The organism is Hydrogenophaga sp. L76 (assembly GCF_057654755.1).
This window is the reverse complement of the sequence record NZ_CM172807.1, coordinates 2869599-2886741: the sequence shown is the minus strand read 5'-3', so window position 1 is coordinate 2886741 and position 17143 is coordinate 2869599. Positions and strand designations below refer to the sequence as shown.

The 17143-nt window shown below is 68.7% G+C and carries 17 protein-coding genes; 9 read left to right on the top strand and 8 right to left on the bottom strand.

Annotated features, from left to right (window positions below; all coding sequences use genetic code 11):
- Nucleotides 1-109: 109 nt before the first annotated feature.
- From AC23D4_RS13890 to AC23D4_RS13875, 4 genes are all read left to right on the top strand, one after another.
- On the top strand, nucleotides 110-649 hold the full coding sequence (locus AC23D4_RS13890; protein WP_472889861.1) for an iron transporter: 540 nt from the start codon (nucleotides 110-112) through the stop codon (nucleotides 647-649).
- A gap of 146 nt (nucleotides 650-795) precedes the next feature.
- Nucleotides 796-1095 carry a cupredoxin domain-containing protein gene (locus tag AC23D4_RS13885; RefSeq protein WP_472889884.1) on the top strand — a complete coding sequence of 100 codons (300 nt, stop codon included), beginning with the start codon at nucleotides 796-798 and terminating at the stop codon, nucleotides 1093-1095.
- Nucleotides 1096-1117: 22 nt separating this feature from the next.
- Complete coding sequence (locus tag AC23D4_RS13880; protein ID WP_472889862.1) at nucleotides 1118-1957, top strand: FTR1 family iron permease; 840 nt, start codon at nucleotides 1118-1120, stop codon at nucleotides 1955-1957.
- Nucleotides 1954-3333 (top strand): 4Fe-4S binding protein, encoded by a 1380-nt coding sequence (locus AC23D4_RS13875; RefSeq protein WP_472889863.1) that lies wholly within the window; start codon nucleotides 1954-1956, stop codon nucleotides 3331-3333. The genes AC23D4_RS13880 and AC23D4_RS13875 overlap by 4 nt, the downstream gene beginning before the upstream one ends.
- A gap of 29 nt (nucleotides 3334-3362) precedes the next feature.
- Here the strand turns inward: AC23D4_RS13875 and ubiD are convergent, their stop codons facing one another.
- The 7 genes from ubiD to ytfE all read right to left on the bottom strand — a co-directional run bounded on the left by ubiD (nucleotide 3363) and on the right by ytfE (nucleotide 9186).
- Nucleotides 3363-4847: a 4-hydroxy-3-polyprenylbenzoate decarboxylase gene (ubiD, locus tag AC23D4_RS13870; RefSeq protein ID WP_472889864.1), complete on the bottom strand. Its 1485-nt coding sequence runs from the start codon at nucleotides 4845-4847 to the stop codon at nucleotides 3363-3365.
- Nucleotides 4844-5443, bottom strand: a complete 600-nt coding sequence (locus AC23D4_RS13865; protein ID WP_472889865.1) for a UbiX family flavin prenyltransferase — start codon at nucleotides 5441-5443, stop codon at nucleotides 4844-4846. The genes ubiD and AC23D4_RS13865 overlap by 4 nt, the downstream gene beginning before the upstream one ends.
- Nucleotides 5436-5876: a putative zinc-binding protein gene (locus AC23D4_RS13860; RefSeq protein ID WP_472889866.1), complete on the bottom strand. Its 441-nt coding sequence runs from the start codon at nucleotides 5874-5876 to the stop codon at nucleotides 5436-5438. Before AC23D4_RS13860 ends, AC23D4_RS13865 begins: the two co-directional genes overlap by 8 nt.
- Nucleotides 5873-6394: a ubiquinone anaerobic biosynthesis accessory factor UbiT gene (ubiT, locus tag AC23D4_RS13855; RefSeq protein ID WP_472889867.1), complete on the bottom strand. Its 522-nt coding sequence runs from the start codon at nucleotides 6392-6394 to the stop codon at nucleotides 5873-5875. Before ubiT ends, AC23D4_RS13860 begins: the two co-directional genes overlap by 4 nt.
- Nucleotides 6395-6402: 8 nt before the next feature.
- A complete protein-coding gene (gene ubiV / locus AC23D4_RS13850; RefSeq protein ID WP_472889868.1) occupies nucleotides 6403-7302 on the bottom strand; it encodes a ubiquinone anaerobic biosynthesis protein UbiV in 900 nt (299 codons plus the stop codon).
- 2 nt (nucleotides 7303-7304) lie between these two features.
- The gene (ubiU, locus tag AC23D4_RS13845; protein ID WP_472889869.1) at nucleotides 7305-8339 is read right to left on the bottom strand and encodes a ubiquinone anaerobic biosynthesis protein UbiU; all 1035 of its coding nucleotides are present in this window, start codon (nucleotides 8337-8339) and stop codon (nucleotides 7305-7307) included.
- A gap of 124 nt (nucleotides 8340-8463) precedes the next feature.
- Nucleotides 8464-9186: an iron-sulfur cluster repair protein YtfE gene (gene ytfE / locus AC23D4_RS13840; protein WP_472889870.1), complete on the bottom strand. Its 723-nt coding sequence runs from the start codon at nucleotides 9184-9186 to the stop codon at nucleotides 8464-8466.
- Nucleotides 9187-9312: 126 nt separating this feature from the next.
- On the opposite strand from ytfE, the gene AC23D4_RS13835 reads away from it, so the two are divergent.
- Nucleotides 9313-9792 carry an Rrf2 family transcriptional regulator gene (locus tag AC23D4_RS13835; RefSeq protein WP_472889871.1) on the top strand — a complete coding sequence of 160 codons (480 nt, stop codon included), beginning with the start codon at nucleotides 9313-9315 and terminating at the stop codon, nucleotides 9790-9792.
- Nucleotides 9793-9802: 10 nt separating this feature from the next.
- Here the strand turns inward: AC23D4_RS13835 and ccoG are convergent, their stop codons facing one another.
- Nucleotides 9803-11227, bottom strand: coding sequence for a cytochrome c oxidase accessory protein CcoG (gene ccoG, locus AC23D4_RS13830; RefSeq protein ID WP_472889872.1), 1425 nt, complete (start codon nucleotides 11225-11227; stop codon nucleotides 9803-9805).
- Between the two features lie 148 nt (nucleotides 11228-11375).
- Between ccoG and AC23D4_RS13825 the strand changes: the two genes are divergently transcribed.
- The 4 genes from AC23D4_RS13825 (at nucleotide 11376) to AC23D4_RS13810 (ending at nucleotide 17111) form a co-directional block, all read left to right on the top strand.
- Nucleotides 11376-13307: a type IV pili methyl-accepting chemotaxis transducer N-terminal domain-containing protein gene (locus AC23D4_RS13825; protein WP_472889873.1), complete on the top strand. Its 1932-nt coding sequence runs from the start codon at nucleotides 11376-11378 to the stop codon at nucleotides 13305-13307.
- On the top strand, nucleotides 13304-13990 hold the full coding sequence (locus tag AC23D4_RS13820) for a response regulator (RefSeq protein ID WP_472889874.1): 687 nt from the start codon (nucleotides 13304-13306) through the stop codon (nucleotides 13988-13990). The genes AC23D4_RS13825 and AC23D4_RS13820 overlap by 4 nt, the downstream gene beginning before the upstream one ends.
- Nucleotides 13991-14159: 169 nt before the next feature.
- The gene (locus tag AC23D4_RS13815; protein ID WP_472889875.1) at nucleotides 14160-15428 is read left to right on the top strand and encodes an MFS transporter; all 1269 of its coding nucleotides are present in this window, start codon (nucleotides 14160-14162) and stop codon (nucleotides 15426-15428) included.
- A gap of 24 nt (nucleotides 15429-15452) precedes the next feature.
- Complete coding sequence (locus tag AC23D4_RS13810) at nucleotides 15453-17111, top strand: MFS transporter (protein ID WP_472889876.1); 1659 nt, start codon at nucleotides 15453-15455, stop codon at nucleotides 17109-17111.
- The last annotated feature ends 32 nt before the right edge of the window (nucleotides 17112-17143 follow it).

Genomic DNA, 17143 nt, shown 5'->3' with positions numbered 1-17143 from the left:
GGGGCACCGGCCGGAACCTTGATGTGTGTCAATTGAATGATATTGATTCTTGTTTAGCATCGCCCTGCATTCAGCCATCGGGCTGTCTCACCACCCTAAGGATCACCACATGAACCACCCGTTGCTCGCGATCGCCCTGGCGGGCGCTGTCCTGTTCTCCCTGCCGTCCCATGCCAAGGAATTCCCGATCGGCACGCCGCACAAGGTGGCCGGCATGGAGATCGCCGCGGTCTACCTGGCACCGGTCAAGATGGAGCCCGAGGGCATGATGCGCAAGGCCGAGGCCTCGGACATCCACCTGGAAGCCGACATCCACGCGCTCAAGGACCACCCGAACGGCTTCGAGGAAGGGGCCTGGATGCCCCACCTCAGCATTCATTTCGAGCTGGTCAAGCTGGGCACGACCGAGAAGGTCAGCGGCCACTTCATGCCCATGGTGGCCTCCGACGGCCCGCACTACGGCGACAACGTCAAGCTGATGGGTCCCGGCAAATACAAGCTGACCCTGCGCATCAGCCCGCCCGGCGACCACGCGGCGCATTTTGGCCGCCACACCGACAAGGAAACCGGCGTCGCCCCGTGGTTCAAGCCTTTCGACGTGAGCTACGAGTTCACCTACGCGGGCACGGGCAAGAAAGGCGGGTATTGATGGTCCACCCCTGCCGCGCTGCGCGCGACCCCCTCAAGGGGGCGACACCCGCCGTCCGGCGGAGCCGGCCCGGCGGTGTCCTGGGCTGGGCTGCCTCGCGCTCCGGCTGGTTGACCTGGAGTGTGCGGCTGGTGGCGGTGCTGCTCATGGGGTCGGCCCTGGGCCTGGCGCATGCGGACGACATGCCGACCTACCGGCTCACGGCACGGGACGGGCGGTTCGAGCCGGCGGAGCTGGTGGTGCCTCGGGGGCTGAAGTTCCGGCTGGAGATCACCAACGCCGGGCGCGATCCGGTGGAGTTCGAGAGCCTGGAGCTGCGCAAGGAAAAGGTGCTGGCGCCGGGCGTGACCTCGTCGCTGGTGTTCCGTCCGCTGGACGCGGGTCGCTACCGCTTCTTCGACGATTTCCACCAGACCACGGGGCAGGGCGCCATCGTGGCGAAGTGATGGATCACTGAGGCAAGAACGCATGGGCGAAGTCATTTTCATCACCTGGCGCGAAAGCGTGGAAGCGCTGCTGGTGGTCGGCATCCTGCACGCCTGGCTCAGCGAGCGCCCCGACCGGGCCTGGGGCCTGCGCTGGCTCTGGGCGGGCGTGGCGCTGGGCCTGGCCGCCGCGCTCGGGCTGGCGCTGCTCATGCTGGGTGCGGCCAGTGTGCTGGACGGCGAGTCCGGTGAATGGTTCCAGGCCGCGATGGTGCTGAGCGCGGCGGCGCTGATCCTGCAGATGGTGTGGTGGATGCGCCGCCATGGGCGCGCCCTGCGCCAGGACCTTGAACAGCAGGCCGCGGGCCAGCTCGCGCGCGCCAGCGGCTGGGGCATCGCGCTGCTGGCGGCGCTGGCCATCGCGCGCGAGGGCAGCGAAACCGTGATCTTTCTCTACGGCGTGGCCGGCCGGCACACCGGCGCCGGCCAGATGGGCTTCGCCGCCTCGGCGCTGCTGGGCCTGGGGCTGGCGCTGGCGAGCTTCTGGCTGCTGCGGTCGGGCCGGCGCTGGCTGTCGTGGCGCAGCTTCTTCCGCATCAGCGAGGCCCTGCTGCTGTTGCTTGCCGCGTCCCTGTGGGTCAACGCGGTGGACCGGCTGATTTCGCTGGACGTGCTGCCCACGCTGGTGGACCCGCTCTGGAACAGCGCGGACCTCCTGGACGACAGCGGCGCCGTGGGCGGCCTGCTCGCGGCGCTGACCGGCTACCGGGCGCAGCCCGCGCTGACCACGGTGCTGGCCTACGCCGGGTTCTGGCTCGGTGTGGTGGCGCTGTTGCGCGCCGGCCAGCCGGCGCGGGTCCGTCCTGCCACGGTGGTTCCATGAGCGCCGCACCGGGCCGCCCCGTGGGCGCGCTGGCGGCGCTGGGCCACACCATGCGCCGCCACGGGCGCCTGATCCGCGGCATCCAGTGGGCGATCGTGGTGTTCTACGGCGTGTTGGTGGTGCTGCCGGCGTTCCTGCCACTGCCCGACGACGAGGCGCGCATCCTGAACCACCTCGGCCTGTTCGCGCAGTTCCTGTTCTGGGGCGTCTGGTGGCCCTTCGTGCTGCTGAGCATGGTGCTGTTGGGGCGCGTGTGGTGCGGGGTGTTCTGCCCGGAGGGCGCGCTCAGCGAGGCCGTCAGCCACCACGGGCGCGGGCGCGGCATCCCGCGCTGGATGCGCTGGGGCGGCTGGCCCTGCACGGCCTTCGTCATCACCACGGTCTATGGCCAGCTGGTCAGCGTCTACCAGTACCCCCAGGCGGCGCTGCTCGTGTTGGGCGGCTCCACGGTCGCGGCGGTGGTGGTGGGCCTGCTGTACGGGCGCGGCAAGCGGGTGTGGTGCCGCCACCTGTGCCCGGTCGGCGGGGTGTTCGGCCTGCTGGCGCGGCTGGCGCCGTTGCACTTCCGGGTCGACCGCGCGCGCTGGGAGGCGCGCACCGGCGGCATCGTCGCCCTGCCCAACTGCGCCCCCCTGATCGACATCCGCCGCATGGAGGGCGCGTCGGCCTGCCACATGTGCGGGCGCTGCAGCGGCCAGCGCGACGCCGTGGCGCTGGCCCTGCGACCGCCGGGGGTGGAGATCTCGGTGAACGGGCAACGGGCCGCCGGGGGCTGGGACACGGTGCTGCTGCTGTTCGGCCTGATCGGCGTGGCGATGGGGGCCTTCCACTGGGCGGCCAGCCCCTGGTACGTCACGCTGCGCGTGGCGGCCGCCGACTGGCTGATCGAACACGGCGGCGTGTGGATGCTCGCCGACAACGCGCCGTGGTGGCTGCTGACGCACTACCCCCAGAACCACGACAGCTTCTCCTGGCTCGACGGCGCCCTGATCGCCAGCTACATCCTGGCCACGGGCGTGCTCCTGGGCGCGGCGCTGTACGCGCTGTGCGTCGCAGGCGCGCGGCTGCTGGGGCGCCCCGGTGCCCGGCATCACCTGGCCCTGGCCTACGTGCCGCTGGGCGGCTGCGGGGTGTTTCTGGGGCTGTCGATGACCACCCTGTCGATGCTGCGGCACGAGGGCGTGGCGCTGCCCTGGGTGGGCACGGCGCGCGCCCTGCTGCTGGCGGGCGCCGCCGCCTGGAGCCTGTGGCTGGCGTGGCGCTGCACGGCCCGGTACGGCGCGTCGATCCCCCGCCGCCTGGCGGCCCTGGTGCCGATGGCCGCGGGGGCGCTGCTGATCGCCGGCGGCTGGGGCCTGCTGTTCTTCTGGTGGTGACGCCCGCCGCCGGGGCGGCCCGCCCTGGCCTACAGCCCCAGCTGTTCGCCCAGCCGGTCCATGCGCTCGCGCACGGCCGGGTCCATGGCCATCACGCGGCCCCATTCGCGCTGCGTCTCGCCGGGCCACTTGTTCGTTGCGTCCAGCCCCATCTTGCTGCCCAGACCGCTCACGGGTGAGGCGAAGTCGAGGTAGTCGATGGGCGTGTGCTCGATGGTGAAGCTGTCGCGCGCCGGGTCCATGCGCGTGCTCATGGCCCAGATGACGTCGCCCCAGTTGCGCACGTCGATGTCCTCGTCCACGACCACGATGAACTTGGTGTACATGAACTGGCGCAGGTGGCTCCACACGCCCATCATCACGCGCCGCGCGTGGCCGGCGTAGGCCTTGCGGATCTGCACCACCGCCATGCGGTAGCTGCAGGCCTCGGACGGCAGGTGGAAGTCGGTGATCTCGGGGAACTGGCGCTGCAGCAGCGGGACGAACAGCTCGTTCATCGCCAGCGCCAGCACGGCCGGTTCGTCGGGCGGCTTGCCGGTGTAGGTGGAGTGGTAGATCGCGTCGCGACGTTGCGTGATGCGCTCGACCGTGAACACAGGGAACTCGGCGCGTTCGTTGTAGTAGCCGGTGTGGTCGCCGTAGGGGCCTTCGAGCGCGTGCTGGAAGCCGCTGGCGTGCGAGGGGTCGGGGAGGATGTGGCCTTCGAGCACGATCTCGGCCGAGGCCGGCACGCGCAGCGGCACGCCCAGGGCGCGCACGAGGCCGGTGCGCGCGCCGCGCAGCAGGCCGGCGAACTGGTATTCGGAGAGGCTGTCGGGCACCGGCGTGACCGCGCCCAGGATGGTGGCCGGGTCGGCGCCCAGCGCCACCGCCACCGGGTAGGGCTGGCCGGGGTGCAGCCGGCCGTGGTCGCGGAAGTCGAGTGCGCCGCCGCGGTGCGCGAGCCAGCGCATGATGAGCTGGTTGCGCGAGAGCACCTGCTGGCGGTAGATGCCCAGGTTCTGGCGCGGCTTGTGCGGGCCCTGCGTGATCACCAGGCCCCAGGTGATGAGCGGGGCCACGTCGCCGGGCCAGCAGTGCTGGATGGGCAGGCGCGCCAGGTCCACGTCGGCGCCTTCCCACACGACGTCCTGGCAGGGTGCCGACGCGTGCTCCTGCGGCGTCATGTGCCACAGCTTCTTGAGCAGGCCGCCCAGGGCCACCATGTCTTTCAGCCCGCCCGGCGCCTGCGGCTCCTTGAGTGCGGCGAGCACCTCGCCGAACTGGCGCAGATCGGCCAGGCTGTCCACGCCCATGGCGCGCGCCACGCGGCCGGTGGTGCCGAACAGGTTGCCCAGCACCGGCATGCGGTGGCCGGTGGGCCGCTCGAACAGCAGGGCCGGGCCGCCGGCGCGCAGGACGCGGTCGCACAGCGCGGTCATTTCCAGGTGCGGCGAGACCGGTTCGTTGATGCGCCGCAGCTCGCCGGTTTGTTCCAGCTGGGCCATGAAGTCGCGCAGATCCCTGTAAGTCATGCGGGCGCGATGTCCATGCCCTGCCAGCGTTGGCTCAGCGTGTGCGGCACGTCCAGCAGGTCGAGCACGCGCGCCACGCTGGCGTCCACGATGTCGTCGAGCGTTTTGGGCCGCAGGTAGAAGGCGGGCATGGGTGGGCAGACGATGGCGCCCATCTCGGTGACCGTGGTCATGTTGCGCAGGTGGCCCAGGTGCAGCGGGGTCTCGCGCGTCATCAGCACGAGCCGGCGGCGTTCCTTGAGCATCACGTCGGCCGCGCGGGTGACCAGGTTGTCCGACAGGCCGTGGGCGATGGCCGCGAGCGTGCGCATGGAGCAGGGCGCGATGACCATGCCGTCGCAGCGGAACGAGCCGCTGGCCGGCGCGGCGCCGAGGTGGGCCGCGTCGTGCAGCGTGTGCACCAGCGGGCGCAGCGCGTCATGCGCGAGCTTCAGTTCGTGGCGCAGCGTGAGCCAGCCGGCGTCGGACACGACCGCGTGCACCTGCACACCGGACATCGCGCCCAGCACCTGCAGCAGGCGCAGGCCGTACACCGCGCCGCTGGCGCCGGTGATGGCCACCAGCAGGCGCCGCTGGGCGGAAGGGGCCTCAGTCATGCAGGGCCTCTGGTTCGGGTTCCGTCGCCGTTGCAGCCGTCGGTTCGGTCGCGGCGAGCTGGTGCAGACCGGCGCTCACCTGCGCCAGCACCTGCTGGGCCTGCTCCGGGTCGAAGTCTTCGTGCTGGCGCTTGCGCACGCCATAGGTTTGCAACTGGTGGTGCTGGTCGGGGACGATGCCGTGGCGCGCCAGGCTGCTCTTCACGCACACCAGCGGGCAGCCATCGAGCGCCACGATGGGGCGGCCCGAGCGCGCGGTTTTCAGCAGCGAGGGCACGTCGCCGCCGACGCCGGCGATGCACGACATCTCGGCCAGACCGGCGCGGTCCAGGCGCACGGCCACATGGTTGGCCAGCTGCGCGGCACTGGAGCAGCCCGAGCAGGCGTAGACCAGCGGGCGGGCTGCGGCGGCGCGGCTCGCTGGCGTGCTCATCGCTGCCAGGGGCGCGAGCCCGCGGCTGGGCTGGCCAGGCGTGCGCGCAGGCGCTCCCACACGCGCGGCGGCGTCCAGTGCTGCGCATCGAACACCGGCAATTCCAGCGCGTCGAGCGCGTTCTTGACCACGAGGCCGAGCTCGGTGTCGCCCTCCATCGAGAGGCGGCGGTTGAAGAACAGGGTGTCGGGGTCGTCCTGTCGCCGGGCCAGGCGCACGAAGTCGTGCGCGTTGGCGCTCAGCGTCAGCTCGGTTTCGGGCTGCGGCGGGCAGGCACGGAACAGCGTGCCACGCCAGACGAAGTCGAAGCGCAGGCCGGCGTCGCGCACCTGGATGCGGATGCGCTGGCCCTGCAGGCGCTGGCGCACGTCGGCCGGCAGCTGGCGCGCGAGCACGAGGTTGAGCGCGGTGACCAGCAGCATCGAGCCGGGGTAGGCCGGCAGGCGCCCGAGCAGGGCGCCCACCGGAGCGGGCAGCACGTGGTGGGTGTCGGTGCGGGCGGTGGTGGTCGTGTGCATGGGGGCTTTCAGGCGAGGGCGGGTTCGATGCGGTCCTGCCCGGGCTGGCCGTGCCAGTAGCCGTTGCAGTCGCGGTCGGGCAGCAGAGGCAGCAGGGCAGCGCGCGCCGCAGGACCCGCAAGCGTTTTGCGGCGCACCGCGTCGTACAGGCCGATCACCTCGGCCGTGTGCAAGGACTGCGGGCTGATGCGCGCCACGTCCACGCCGAGCGTGCACAGATCGTCCCAGGCGTCGATCAGGTTGTGCACCCGTGCGGACTGGGTCTGGATGCCGTTGAGCACGAGGAACTCGGCCTGCTCGCGCGTCTTGAGCATCAGGCCGTCGGGGTGATCGATGCAGCTGAAGCGGCAGTCGTCCTTGGGCAGGTTGCGGTGGCGCGCGGTGAAGCAGCGGGCCGAGAAAGCGAGCGGCAGGCGGCCGTGCACGAACACCTCGGTCTGCAGGCCGGCCGGGCGCTCTTGCTGCAGCAGGGCCAGGTCCTGGCGCGGCATCTCCAGCGGCGCGACCCAGCGCGTGGCGCCCATCGACGCCATCCATTGCAGCGAGGGGCCGTTGTAGATGTTGAGGTGCGGGCCGGCGACGAAACCGCGCTGACCGGCCAGTGCCCCCACCGCACCCATGTCGTTGGCCTCGACCAGGAAGTCGGTGTTCGCCGCGACCTTCTGCATCGCGCTCACGTCCGATCCCGACTCCAGCAGCACCTGGGTGGAGAGCACGGCGGTCTTGCCCGCCGAGCGCAGCAGCTCGGCCACGTCGAGCCAGTCGGACAGGCGCAGCTCGTGGCGGCGCGAGCAGGTGACTTCGCCGAGGTAGACGATGTCCACCGCGGTGGCGGCCATGGCCTCGTAGAAGTCGAACACGGTCTGGCGCGGCCAGTAGTACTGCAGGGGTCCGAGAGAAAGTTTCATGTTCACTTCCATGGACGGTGGTAGGCGCCCAAGGTGTGTTGCTGACCTTCCGCGACCTGGTCGAGCGAGGCCATCCAGGCGCTCCTGGGCGTGTAGTGCTGGGGCTGGGCCTGGCAGCTGTCGATGGCTTCGCGCCAGACCTTCGTGACCTGGGCCACGTAGGCCGGGCTGCGCTGGCGCCCTTCGATCTTGATCGCGCGCACGCCCATCTGCGCCAGCTGCGGCAGCAGCGAAAGCGTGTTGAGGCTGGTGGGCTCTTCGATCGCGTAGTAGCTGGTGTCGTCTTCCACATCAAAGCGCCCCTTGCACAGCGTGGGGTAACCCGCGCTTTCGCCGGTGGCGTAGCGGTCGATCAGCACGCCGTTCAGGCGCGACTCCAGGCCCTTCGGGGTTTCCTGCCAGCGCACCGCCTTGGCGGGTGAACACACGCCGTGCGTGTTGGGCGATTCGCCGGTGACGTAGGACGAGAGCGCGCAGCGCCCTTCGACCATCACGCACAGGCTGCCAAAGCCGAACACCTCGATCTCCACCGGTGTCTTCTGCACCACCTGGCGCACCTGGTCGAGCGAGAGCACGCGCGGCAGCACGGCGCGCGAAATGCCGAACTCGCGGTGGTAGAGGTTGATCGCTTCCGGGTTGGTGGCCGAGCCCTGCACCGAGAGGTGCAGCCGCAGCTGCGGGTGGCGCTGCGTGGCGTAGCGCATGAGGCCGGGGTCGGCGAGGATCACCGCGTCCACGCCCAGGTTCACCGCCTTGTCCATCGCCTCGCGCCAGCGCTCCGGCTGCGCGGCCTGGGGGTAGGTGTTGAGCGCCATGAACACCTGGCAGCCGCGCGCATGCGCGTAGGCCACGCCGCTGGCGATGGCCGCGTCGTCGAAGTTCAGGCCGGCGAAATTGCGCGCGTTGGTGGCGTCGCGCAGGCCCAGGTAGACGCAGTTCGCGCCGTGGTCCACCGCGGCCTTGAGCGCGGGCAGGCTGCCGGCCGGGCAGACCAAGTCCAGGTAGGGGTGGGCTTCTTGCGTGGGTTCGATGGCCATAGAGAAGGAGGTCGTGAACGGGGCATGGCGGACAGGCCGGAGCCAGGCCGGCGCGACCTTATCAACCGCCCGCCGCGCGGGCGTTGACCTGGGTCAAGGGGCTCATGGCTTGATCTGGCGCAAGTCAGGCACAACCACAGGCCGATCCGCAGCCGGTCTGCACCTGGGCCTCGAACTGCGGGAACAGCACGTTGTTCTCCAGGTGGATGTGGTTGATCAGGTCGTCGGACAGCTGCGCAATGCCGGCGTACAGGGCGCGCCAGGTGTTGCAGGCGCCGCGCGGCGGGTTGGCGTCGTCGGTGAGGGCCATCAGGCGTTCGAGCTGCGCGCCGTGGCCGGTGTGGTCGTCGCGCATGGCCTGGATCGGCCCGCTGTCCGCACCCTGGCCACCGCTGCGCAGCAAGGGGAACAGCACCTGTTCTTCCAGCGCCATGTGGCCCAGCAGTTCGGCCTCCATGGTCTCCAGCAGATCGGCCAGTCCGACCGGCACGTCGGGGCTCTCGCGGTGCACGGCCTCCACGCGGCGGGCCATGCGGATCAGTTCGGGCAGCTGCTCGCGGTGCACCGCGTGGTAACGCGTGAGGATGTGGTCCACCAGCGCTTCGGGCGATTCGGTGGCGGGCAGTTCGCTCGGGCGCTCCAGTTCCGCGAGTTCGGCCAGCACCGCGTCCAGCGGCAGGCCCTTGCTGGCGCAGGCCTGTTGCAGCGGCACCTGGCCACCGCAGCAGAAGTCGAGCTTGAGACGGCGGAACACCGCGGTCGATCCCGGCAGGTTGACGGCGATCTGGCCAATGGCCTGCTGGGCGCGGTCGGCGGTGGGGATGGCAACGGTGGCGGCGTGGTTCATGGGGCTTCCTTAAATATTCACAACGAATGCATGTATTAAAAGATAAAATTCAGACGAGGTGAATATTTCCTCAGAACGACACGGGGTATCCGGAAGAACGATGCCCCGCCGCCAGGAGATCCCGGCATGCGACTGACCCACTGGAGCGACTACAGCCTGCGGGTGCTGATGTACTGCGCCGCCTGCGCGCAGCGCGAAAAGCCCGCCACCATCAGCGAGATCGCCGAGGCCCACGGCATCTCGCGCAGCCACCTGACCAAGATCGTGATGACGCTCTCGGGTCTGGGGCTGCTGGAGACCACGCGCGGTCGCGGCGGCGGTCTGCGCCTGCTCAAGCCGGCGCAGGCGATCGTGCTGGGCGACGTGATCCGCCAGACCGAGACCGACTTCACCCTGGTTGAATGTTTCGACAGCGAGCACAACACCTGCCGGCTCGACGGCTATTGCCGCCTCAAGGGCGCGCTGCAGCAGGCGATGGACAGCTACCTCGCGGTGCTCGACGGGGTGACACTGGCCGACCTGATTGCGCCCATGCCGGCTGTCGGTGGCGCGAAATCGGCTGCCCGCATCCAGCTGGTACCGGGCTTGCCTGCCTTCAGGAACTGAGCTGAGCCGCTCAGTGACGCGGCACGACGAAGGTCGTGCGCACGGTGAGCGCTGGCTCCGTTGGACCGTCCACCGGCAGGACCTCGATCGCCACCGGCAGTGTCTGGCCACTGTGGCGCTGTGCCCATGCGAGCGGCAGCACCAGGCGCACCGGCATGCTGGCGGTGCCGTTGGCGCCCACCGACAGTTCGGCCGCCGTGTCCAGGCGCAGGCCCTCCAGACCGGTGACCCGGGTGATGTAGTCGCGCGGTCGCTCCAGGCTGTTGGTGATCTGCATCCGGTAGGTGTTTTCCACGTCGCCGTTGCCGGTCTGGCGCGCCAGCGCGCCGCGGTCGCGGCTGAGCGCCACGCCGTAGTCGCTGCGGTTCCCGACGCTCCAGACGAAGGCGCTGCCCAGCACCAGCAGCAGGGCGGCGTAGACCAGCACGCGCGGGCGCCAGACCCGCCGCAGCATGCGCGCAACCGACCAGCCCTGCTCGATGCCGTTGCCCGACGAGTAGCGGATCAGGCCGGGCGCGTAGCCCATCTTGTCCATCACCTCGTCGCAGACGTCGATGCAGGCCGCGCAGGCGATGCATTCGTTCTGCAAACCGTTTCGGATGTCGATGCCGGTCGGGCACACCTGCACGCACAGCGTGCAGTCGACGCAGTCACCCAGGCCCAGCGCCTTGGGGTCGGCCTTGCGCGAGCGCGCACCGCGGTTTTCGCCCCGCTTCGTGTCGTAGGCGATGACCATGGAATCCATGTCGATCAGCGCGCTCTGGAAGCGCGCGTAAGGACACATGTATTTGCACACCTGCTCGCGCATGAAGCCGGCGTTGCCGTAGGTGGCGAAGCCGTAGAAGAAGACCCAGAACGTGGCCCAGGGCGTGAGCGTCAGCGCCAGGCTCTGCCCGGCCAGGCTGTGGATGGGGATGAAATAGCCGGTGAAGCTGAAACCGGTGAACAGCGCGATGGCGATCCAGGCCACCTGCTTGCCGGCCTTGCGCAGCAGCTTCTCCAGCCCCCAGGGCCGGGCGTCCAGCCGCATGCGCGCACTGCGGTCGCCTTCGGTGTGCCGCTCGATCCAGAGGAAGATCTCGGTGTAGACGGTCTGCGGACAGGCGTAGCCACACCACACGCGGCCGGCGATGGCGGTGACGAAAAACAGCGCCAGTGCCGACAGCACCAGCAGCGCGGCGAGGTAGATGAAGTCCTGCGGCTGCAGCACCAGGCCGAACACATAAAAGTGCCGATCCTCCAGGTTGAACAGCACCGCCTGGCGGCCATTCCAGCGCAGCCAGGGCAGGCCGTAGAACACGATCTGGGTCAGCCAGACCATCACCCAGCGCCAGCGCGCAAAGCGCCCGCTGACCGAGCGCGGGTAGATCTTCTGCTGCTGGTCCAGCAAGGGAAAGAACACCGGCTGGGCCGCCGGTTCGCGGGGATTTGACATGGCATCGATGGCGCTAAAAGATGCATTTTAAATGCACATTAGTTTGACGATCTGGCGCCGTGCAAACCCCTGCCCGTGCCGGGGTCTCCGGCCCCGGGTGTGCAACGGGCTGGTATCGGGGTCGGTGCAAAGCCGCTAACCTACGGTCATGCCATCCACCGTCTCGCTCTCGATCAAGCTGATCCGCATCGGCGCCAGCCTGCTGGTCGTCGCGCTGGCTTCGATCGGGCTCACGCTGTGGGTGACCTGGCAGCTCGAAGGCGGTGCCGCGGCGGTGAACGAAGCCGGCCGCATGCGCATGCAGACCTGGCGCCTCAACAGCGCGGTGGCGGCCCAGCTGCCGGCCAGCGAGGTCCAGGCCCTGGTGTCCCAGTTCGACGGCAGCCTGGGCCTGCTGCGCAGCGGCGACCCCAGCCGTCCGCTGTTCGTGCCCTGGGACGACGAGGTGGCCCAGCAGTTCGTCATTGTCGAGGCGCTCTGGCAGAACCAGCGCCCGCTGTGGCTGGGTGAGCAGCCACCCGATGCGGCGCGCTCGCTGCAGGCCGCGGGCGAGTTTGTCGACGCCATCGACCGCTTCGTGCTGGTGATCGAGAAGCAGCTCTCGGGCTACACCGCCATCCTGAACCTGTTCCAGTTCGTGATGATGGCGCTGGCCATTGGCGGGGCGGTGATCATGCTCTACACCGGTTACCTCTATGTCATCAACCCGCTGGCGCACCTGCGCAGGGTGCTGGCGCAGGTGGAAGCGGGCGAATTCGGCACCCGCATCGACGTTGACACGCAGGACGAGTTTGGCCAGGTGGCTGCCGGCTTCAACCGCATGGCCAGCACCCTGCAGTCGCTCTACGAGGGGCTGGAGGCCAAGGTGCAGGCCAAGACGCAGCGCATCGAGGCGCAGCGCGCCCGGCTGGAATCGCTGTACGAGGTGAGCGCCTTTCTGGCCCAGGCCAACACCATCGAGGAACTCTCGCGCGGCTTTTCGCAGCGCGTGCGCCAGGTCATGAAGGCCGACGCGGTGGCGGTGCGCTGGTCCGACGAAGCCAACCAGCGTTACCTGATGCTGGCCTCCGACTGTTTTCCGCAGGAGATGCAGGAGGAAGAGCGCAGCCTGCTGGCCGGCGCCTGCGCCTGTGGCAACCTCAAGCCCGACGCCCGCACGCGCGTCATCCCCATCCACAGCCACGACGACGCGCCCATGCGGCACTGCGCGCGCGCGGGCTATGAAAGCCTGGTGAGTGTGCCGGTGCGCCTGCAGCAGCGGCTGATCGGCGAGATCGACCTGTTCTTCCGCAGCGACGTGCAGCTCAACGCCGACGAGACCGAGCTGCTCGACGCGCTCGCCAGCCACCTGGCCAGCGCGCTCGAAGGTTTGCGCGCGGCGGCACTGGAGCGCGAGGCTGCGGTGGGCGAGGAGCGCGCCCTGCTGGCGCGCGAGCTGCACGACTCGATCGCACAATCGCTCGCTTTCCTGAAGATCCAGGCCGGCCTGCTGCGCAGCGCGTTGCAGAAGCAGCAGCCCGACCAGGTGAGTTCCACGCTGGACGAGCTCGATGCCGGACTGAAAGAGAGCATCAACGACGTGCGCGAGCTGCTGGTGCACTTCCGCACCCGCACCAACACCGACGACATCGAGGCCGCGCTGCAGGAAACGCTGCAGAAGTTCCAGCACCAGACCGGTCTGCCCACGCGCCTGCAGCTCGATGGGCAGGGTCTGCCGCTGCCGGCCGACGTGCAGGTGCAGGTGCTGCATGTGCTGCAGGAAGCGCTGTCCAACGTGCGCAAGCACGCCGGCGCCAGCCACGTCAGCCTCGACGTGTTCAAGGGCGCGCACTGGCGCTTTGCCGTGCGCGACAATGGCGCCGGCTTCGACACCCGGCAGCAGCGCAGCGAGAACCACGTCGGCATGAAGATCATGCGCGAGCGCGCCGAACGCATCGGTGCCAGCGTCGAGCTGGTGTCCAGCCCCGGCCAGGGCACCACGGTGACCCTGACCCTGCCCCCGTACCCGGTGAGCGGCCGTGGCATCGGCACGCTGGGCCTGAACCTGCAAGAACTGTCCGAGACCCTGCCCGCCCCATGAGCCAAGCCCCCGCGCCCCGCATCCAGCTGCTGCTGGTCGACGACCACAACCTGTTCCGCCGCGGCCTGCGGGCCCTGCTGTCGCAGGACGAGCGCTTCGAGGTGATCTGTGAGGCGGGTGACATCGGCGAAGCCCTGCGCTGCCTGGCGCAGGCGCCCAGGCCCGACGTGATCCTGCTCGACAACCACCTGCCCGGTGTGCGCGGGGTGGACGCCATTCCCGCGCTGAAAGACGCCGCGCCGGGCACGCGCATCCTGATGCTCACCGTGAGCGAAAACGAAGACGACCTGGCCGCCGCCCTGCGCGCCGGCGCCGACGGCTACCTGCTCAAGACGGTGGAGTCCGACCACCTGGGCGACACCATCGTCAAGGTGCTCGACGGTGAATCCGTGATCAGCCCCGAGATGCTGACCAAGCTGGTCTCGGTGTTCCGCGCGCGCCCGGCCGAGAGCGCGCCTGCCCCCCTGGAACCGGCCAGCGGCCCATCGCCCGACCTGCTCTCGCCGCGCGAGCGCGAGATCCTGGTCCTGATTGCGCGCGGCGACAGCAACAAGCTGATCGCGCGCGCGCTCGACATCGCCGAGACCACGGTGAAGATCCACGTGCAGCACATCCTGCGCAAGCTCGGCCTGAGCTCGCGCGTGCAGGCCGCGGTCTACGCCACCAGCCGCGGTCTGGCCTGAAATCCGCTTGATCCACATCAAGTCGGCGTGATTCCGACTCCGGGGTAGTTCTTCCGGACGATGCCGGTTGTCGGGCCATCGTTCGTCTGCCTTGTGCTCGCGCCACCATCGGTGGATATTCGGCCGGGCGCGAAAAGCAGACATTCCTGTCATGCCTCAGGAGAAAAACATGGCCTCTGAACTTCGCAATCAACGGAAAGCCTGGTCGGTGCTGATCGTCAGCACGCTGGCCTTCACCGTCTGCTTCATGGTGTGGATGATGTTTGGCGTCATCGGCATCCCGATCAAGAAAGCGCTCGACCTCAATTCCACGCAGTTTGGCCTGCTGATGGCCACGCCGGTGCTCACCGGCTCGCTGGTGCGCGTGCCGCTGGGCATCTGGACCGACCGCTACGGCGGCCGCATCGTGATGACCATCCTGATGGCGCTCACCGTGCCGGCGATCTGGATGATGAGCTACGCCACCGCCTACTGGCACTTCCTCACCATCGGCCTCTTCGTCGGCCTGGCCGGTGGTTCGTTCTCGGTCGGCACGCCCTATGTGGCGCGCTGGTTTCCGAAGAACCGCCAGGGCATGGCCATGGGCGTGTACGGCGCCGGCAACTCGGGTGCTGCGGTCAACAAGTTCGTCGCGCCGGTGCTGCTGGTCGCCTTCGGCTGGACCATGGTGCCGCAGGTCTACGCGGCCATCATGCTGGGCACGGTGATCCTGTTCTGGCTCTTCAGCCACAGCGACCCGGCGCACCTGGTGCCGAGCAACGTCACCTTCAAGGACCAGCTCAAGTCGCTGAAGGACCCCAAGGTCATCAAGTACTGCCAGTACTACAGCATCGTGTTCGGCGGCTACGTGGCGCTCTCGCTCTGGATGGTGCAGTACTACGTCGGTGAGTTCGGCCTCGACATCCGCGTCGCCGCCCTGCTGGCCGCAGCGTTCTCGCTGCCCGGTGGCGTGCTGCGCGCCATCGGCGGCATCCTGTCGGACAAGTTCGGCGCCCACAAGGTCACCTGGTGGGTGATGTGGGTGAGCTGGATCTGCCTGTTCCTGCTGAGCTACCCGCAGACCGACTTCACCATCGCCACCGTTGACGGCCCCAAGACCTTCCACATCGGCCTCAATGTCTACATGTTCACCGGCCTGATGTTCATCCTGGGCATCGCCTGGGCCTTCGGCAAGGCCAGCGTCTTCAAGTACATCAGCGACGACTACCCGAAAAACATCGGCGCCATCAGCGGCATCGTCGGCCTGGCCGGCGGCATGGGCGGCTTCGTGCTGCCCATCATGTTCGGCGCGCTGATGGACCTCACCGGCATCCGCTCCAGCGCCTTCATGCTGATGTACGGCGTGGTCTGGGTCTCGCTGATCTGGATGTACTGGACCGAGGTGCGCCAGACCCCCGTCATGGGCACCGACGCCAAACCCTTTTCCCTTCAGAACTGACCCCCGCGGTCGGCACACACCACCATGAACACCAAAGCCAACCTGTCTGCCTCGGGCGCCGCTGCCGGCGACCACGGGGCCGACATCGCCGACTGGCGGCCCGAGGACGAACGCTTCTGGGAAACCAGAGGCAAAAAAATCGCCTACCGCAACCTCTGGATCTCGGTGCCCGCGCTGCTTTGCGGCTTCGCGGTCTGGGGCATGTGGGGCATCATCACCGTGCAGATGCTCAACCTGGGCTTTCCCTTCACCCAGGCCGAACTCTTCACGCTGACCGCCATCTCGGGCATCGCCGGTGCCACCATGCGCATCCCGGCCTCCTTCCTGGTGCGCCTGGCCGGCGGCCGCAACACCATCTTCCTCACCACCGCGATGCTGCTGGCCCCGGCCATCGGCACCGGCGTGGCGCTGCAGCACCCCGAGTGGCCGCTGTGGGTGTTCCAGCTGCTGGCGCTGTGGTCGGGCGTGGGTGGCGGCAACTTTGCGTCCTCCATGTCCAACATCAGCACCTTCTTTCCGAAGCGGCTGCAGGGCACGGCGCTGGGCCTGAACGCCGGCCTGGGCAACTTCGGCGTGACGACGATGCAGATCGTGATCCCGCTGGTGATGACGGTGCCGCTGCTGGGCGCCCTCGGCGGTGAGTCCATGACGCTGGTGAAAGACAGCGGCTGGATCTTCGGCAAGATCGCCGCCGGCACGCCCACCTGGATCCAGAACGCCGGCTTTGCCTGGGTGATCTCGCTGATTCCCCTGTCGATCCTGGCCTGGTTCGGCATGAACAACCTGAAGACGGTGTCGCCCGATGCAGGCAACCCGATCGCCGCGTTCGCCAAGGTCACCTACCTGTACACGCTGGCCTTCATCCCGGCCATCTTCATGCTCTATTTGTACCTGCCGGCACCCACCGGCCTGGGCATCCTGAACATGTGGGTGGCGATCCCGCTGGACATCATCCTCGCGCTGCTGATGATGAAGCTGGCGGCCTTCGGCCCCATGAAGGAGGGCGTGAGCAAGCAGTTCGCGATCTTCCGCAACAAGCACACCTGGTCGCTCACCGCGCTCTACATCGTCACCTTCGGCAGCTTCATCGGCTTCTCGATGGTGCTGCCGCTGGCCATCACGGTGATCTTCGGCTTCCAGCACGTGGCCGATGCGGCCGGTGTCATGACGCACACGCTGAAGAACCCGAATGCGCCCTCGGCCCTCACTTACGCCTGGATCGGCCCCTTCGTCGGCGCTGCGGTGCGCCCCATCGGCGGCTGGATCAGTGACAAGGTCGGTGGCTCCATCGTCACCCAGGTCATCTCGGCCGTGATGGTGCTCGCGTCCGGCGCGGTGGGCTACGTGATGATGATGGCCTACGGCTCGGCCACGCCCGAGCAGTACTTCCCCGCCTTCATTGGCCTGTTCATCGTGCTGTTCTTCGCCAGCGGTATCGGCAACGGTTCGACCTTCCGCACCATCGGCGTCATCTTCGACCGCCAGCAGGCCGGCCCCGTGCTGGGCTGGACCTCGGCCGTTGCCGCCTACGGTGCCTTCATCGCCCCGGTGGTGATCGGCGCCCAGATCAAGGCCGGCACGCCGCAGTTCGCGATGTACGGCTTTGCGATCTTCTACGCCGTCTGCCTCGTTTTGAACTGGTGGTTCTATCTGCGGGCGGACTCGGAGTTCAAGAACCCATGAAGTCACTTCGCTCCACGGTTGCCTCGGGACTC

Excerpts from the sequence above, each read along its gene's own strand:
- AC23D4_RS13890 (WP_472889861.1), top strand. The coding sequence starts at position 110 with ATGAACCACCCGTTGCTCGCGATCGCCCTGGCGGGCGCTGTCCTGTTC.
- AC23D4_RS13885 (WP_472889884.1), top strand. The coding sequence starts at position 796 with ATGGGGTCGGCCCTGGGCCTGGCGCATGCGGACGACATGCCGACCTAC.
- AC23D4_RS13880 (WP_472889862.1), top strand. The coding sequence starts at position 1,118 with ATGGGCGAAGTCATTTTCATCACCTGGCGCGAAAGCGTGGAAGCGCTG.
- AC23D4_RS13875 (WP_472889863.1), top strand. The coding sequence starts at position 1,954 with ATGAGCGCCGCACCGGGCCGCCCCGTGGGCGCGCTGGCGGCGCTGGGC.
- ubiD (WP_472889864.1), bottom strand. The coding sequence starts at position 4,847 with ATGACTTACAGGGATCTGCGCGACTTCATGGCCCAGCTGGAACAAACC.
- AC23D4_RS13865 (WP_472889865.1), bottom strand. The coding sequence starts at position 5,443 with ATGACTGAGGCCCCTTCCGCCCAGCGGCGCCTGCTGGTGGCCATCACC.
- AC23D4_RS13860 (WP_472889866.1), bottom strand. The coding sequence starts at position 5,876 with ATGAGCACGCCAGCGAGCCGCGCCGCCGCAGCCCGCCCGCTGGTCTAC.
- ubiT (WP_472889867.1), bottom strand. The coding sequence starts at position 6,394 with ATGCACACGACCACCACCGCCCGCACCGACACCCACCACGTGCTGCCC.
- ubiV (WP_472889868.1), bottom strand. The coding sequence starts at position 7,302 with ATGAAACTTTCTCTCGGACCCCTGCAGTACTACTGGCCGCGCCAGACC.
- ubiU (WP_472889869.1), bottom strand. The coding sequence starts at position 8,339 with ATGGCCATCGAACCCACGCAAGAAGCCCACCCCTACCTGGACTTGGTC.
- ytfE (WP_472889870.1), bottom strand. The coding sequence starts at position 9,186 with ATGAACCACGCCGCCACCGTTGCCATCCCCACCGCCGACCGCGCCCAG.
- AC23D4_RS13835 (WP_472889871.1), top strand. The coding sequence starts at position 9,313 with ATGCGACTGACCCACTGGAGCGACTACAGCCTGCGGGTGCTGATGTAC.
- ccoG (WP_472889872.1), bottom strand. The coding sequence starts at position 11,227 with ATGTCAAATCCCCGCGAACCGGCGGCCCAGCCGGTGTTCTTTCCCTTG.
- AC23D4_RS13825 (WP_472889873.1), top strand. The coding sequence starts at position 11,376 with ATGCCATCCACCGTCTCGCTCTCGATCAAGCTGATCCGCATCGGCGCC.
- AC23D4_RS13820 (WP_472889874.1), top strand. The coding sequence starts at position 13,304 with ATGAGCCAAGCCCCCGCGCCCCGCATCCAGCTGCTGCTGGTCGACGAC.
- AC23D4_RS13815 (WP_472889875.1), top strand. The coding sequence starts at position 14,160 with ATGGCCTCTGAACTTCGCAATCAACGGAAAGCCTGGTCGGTGCTGATC.
- AC23D4_RS13810 (WP_472889876.1), top strand. The coding sequence starts at position 15,453 with ATGAACACCAAAGCCAACCTGTCTGCCTCGGGCGCCGCTGCCGGCGAC.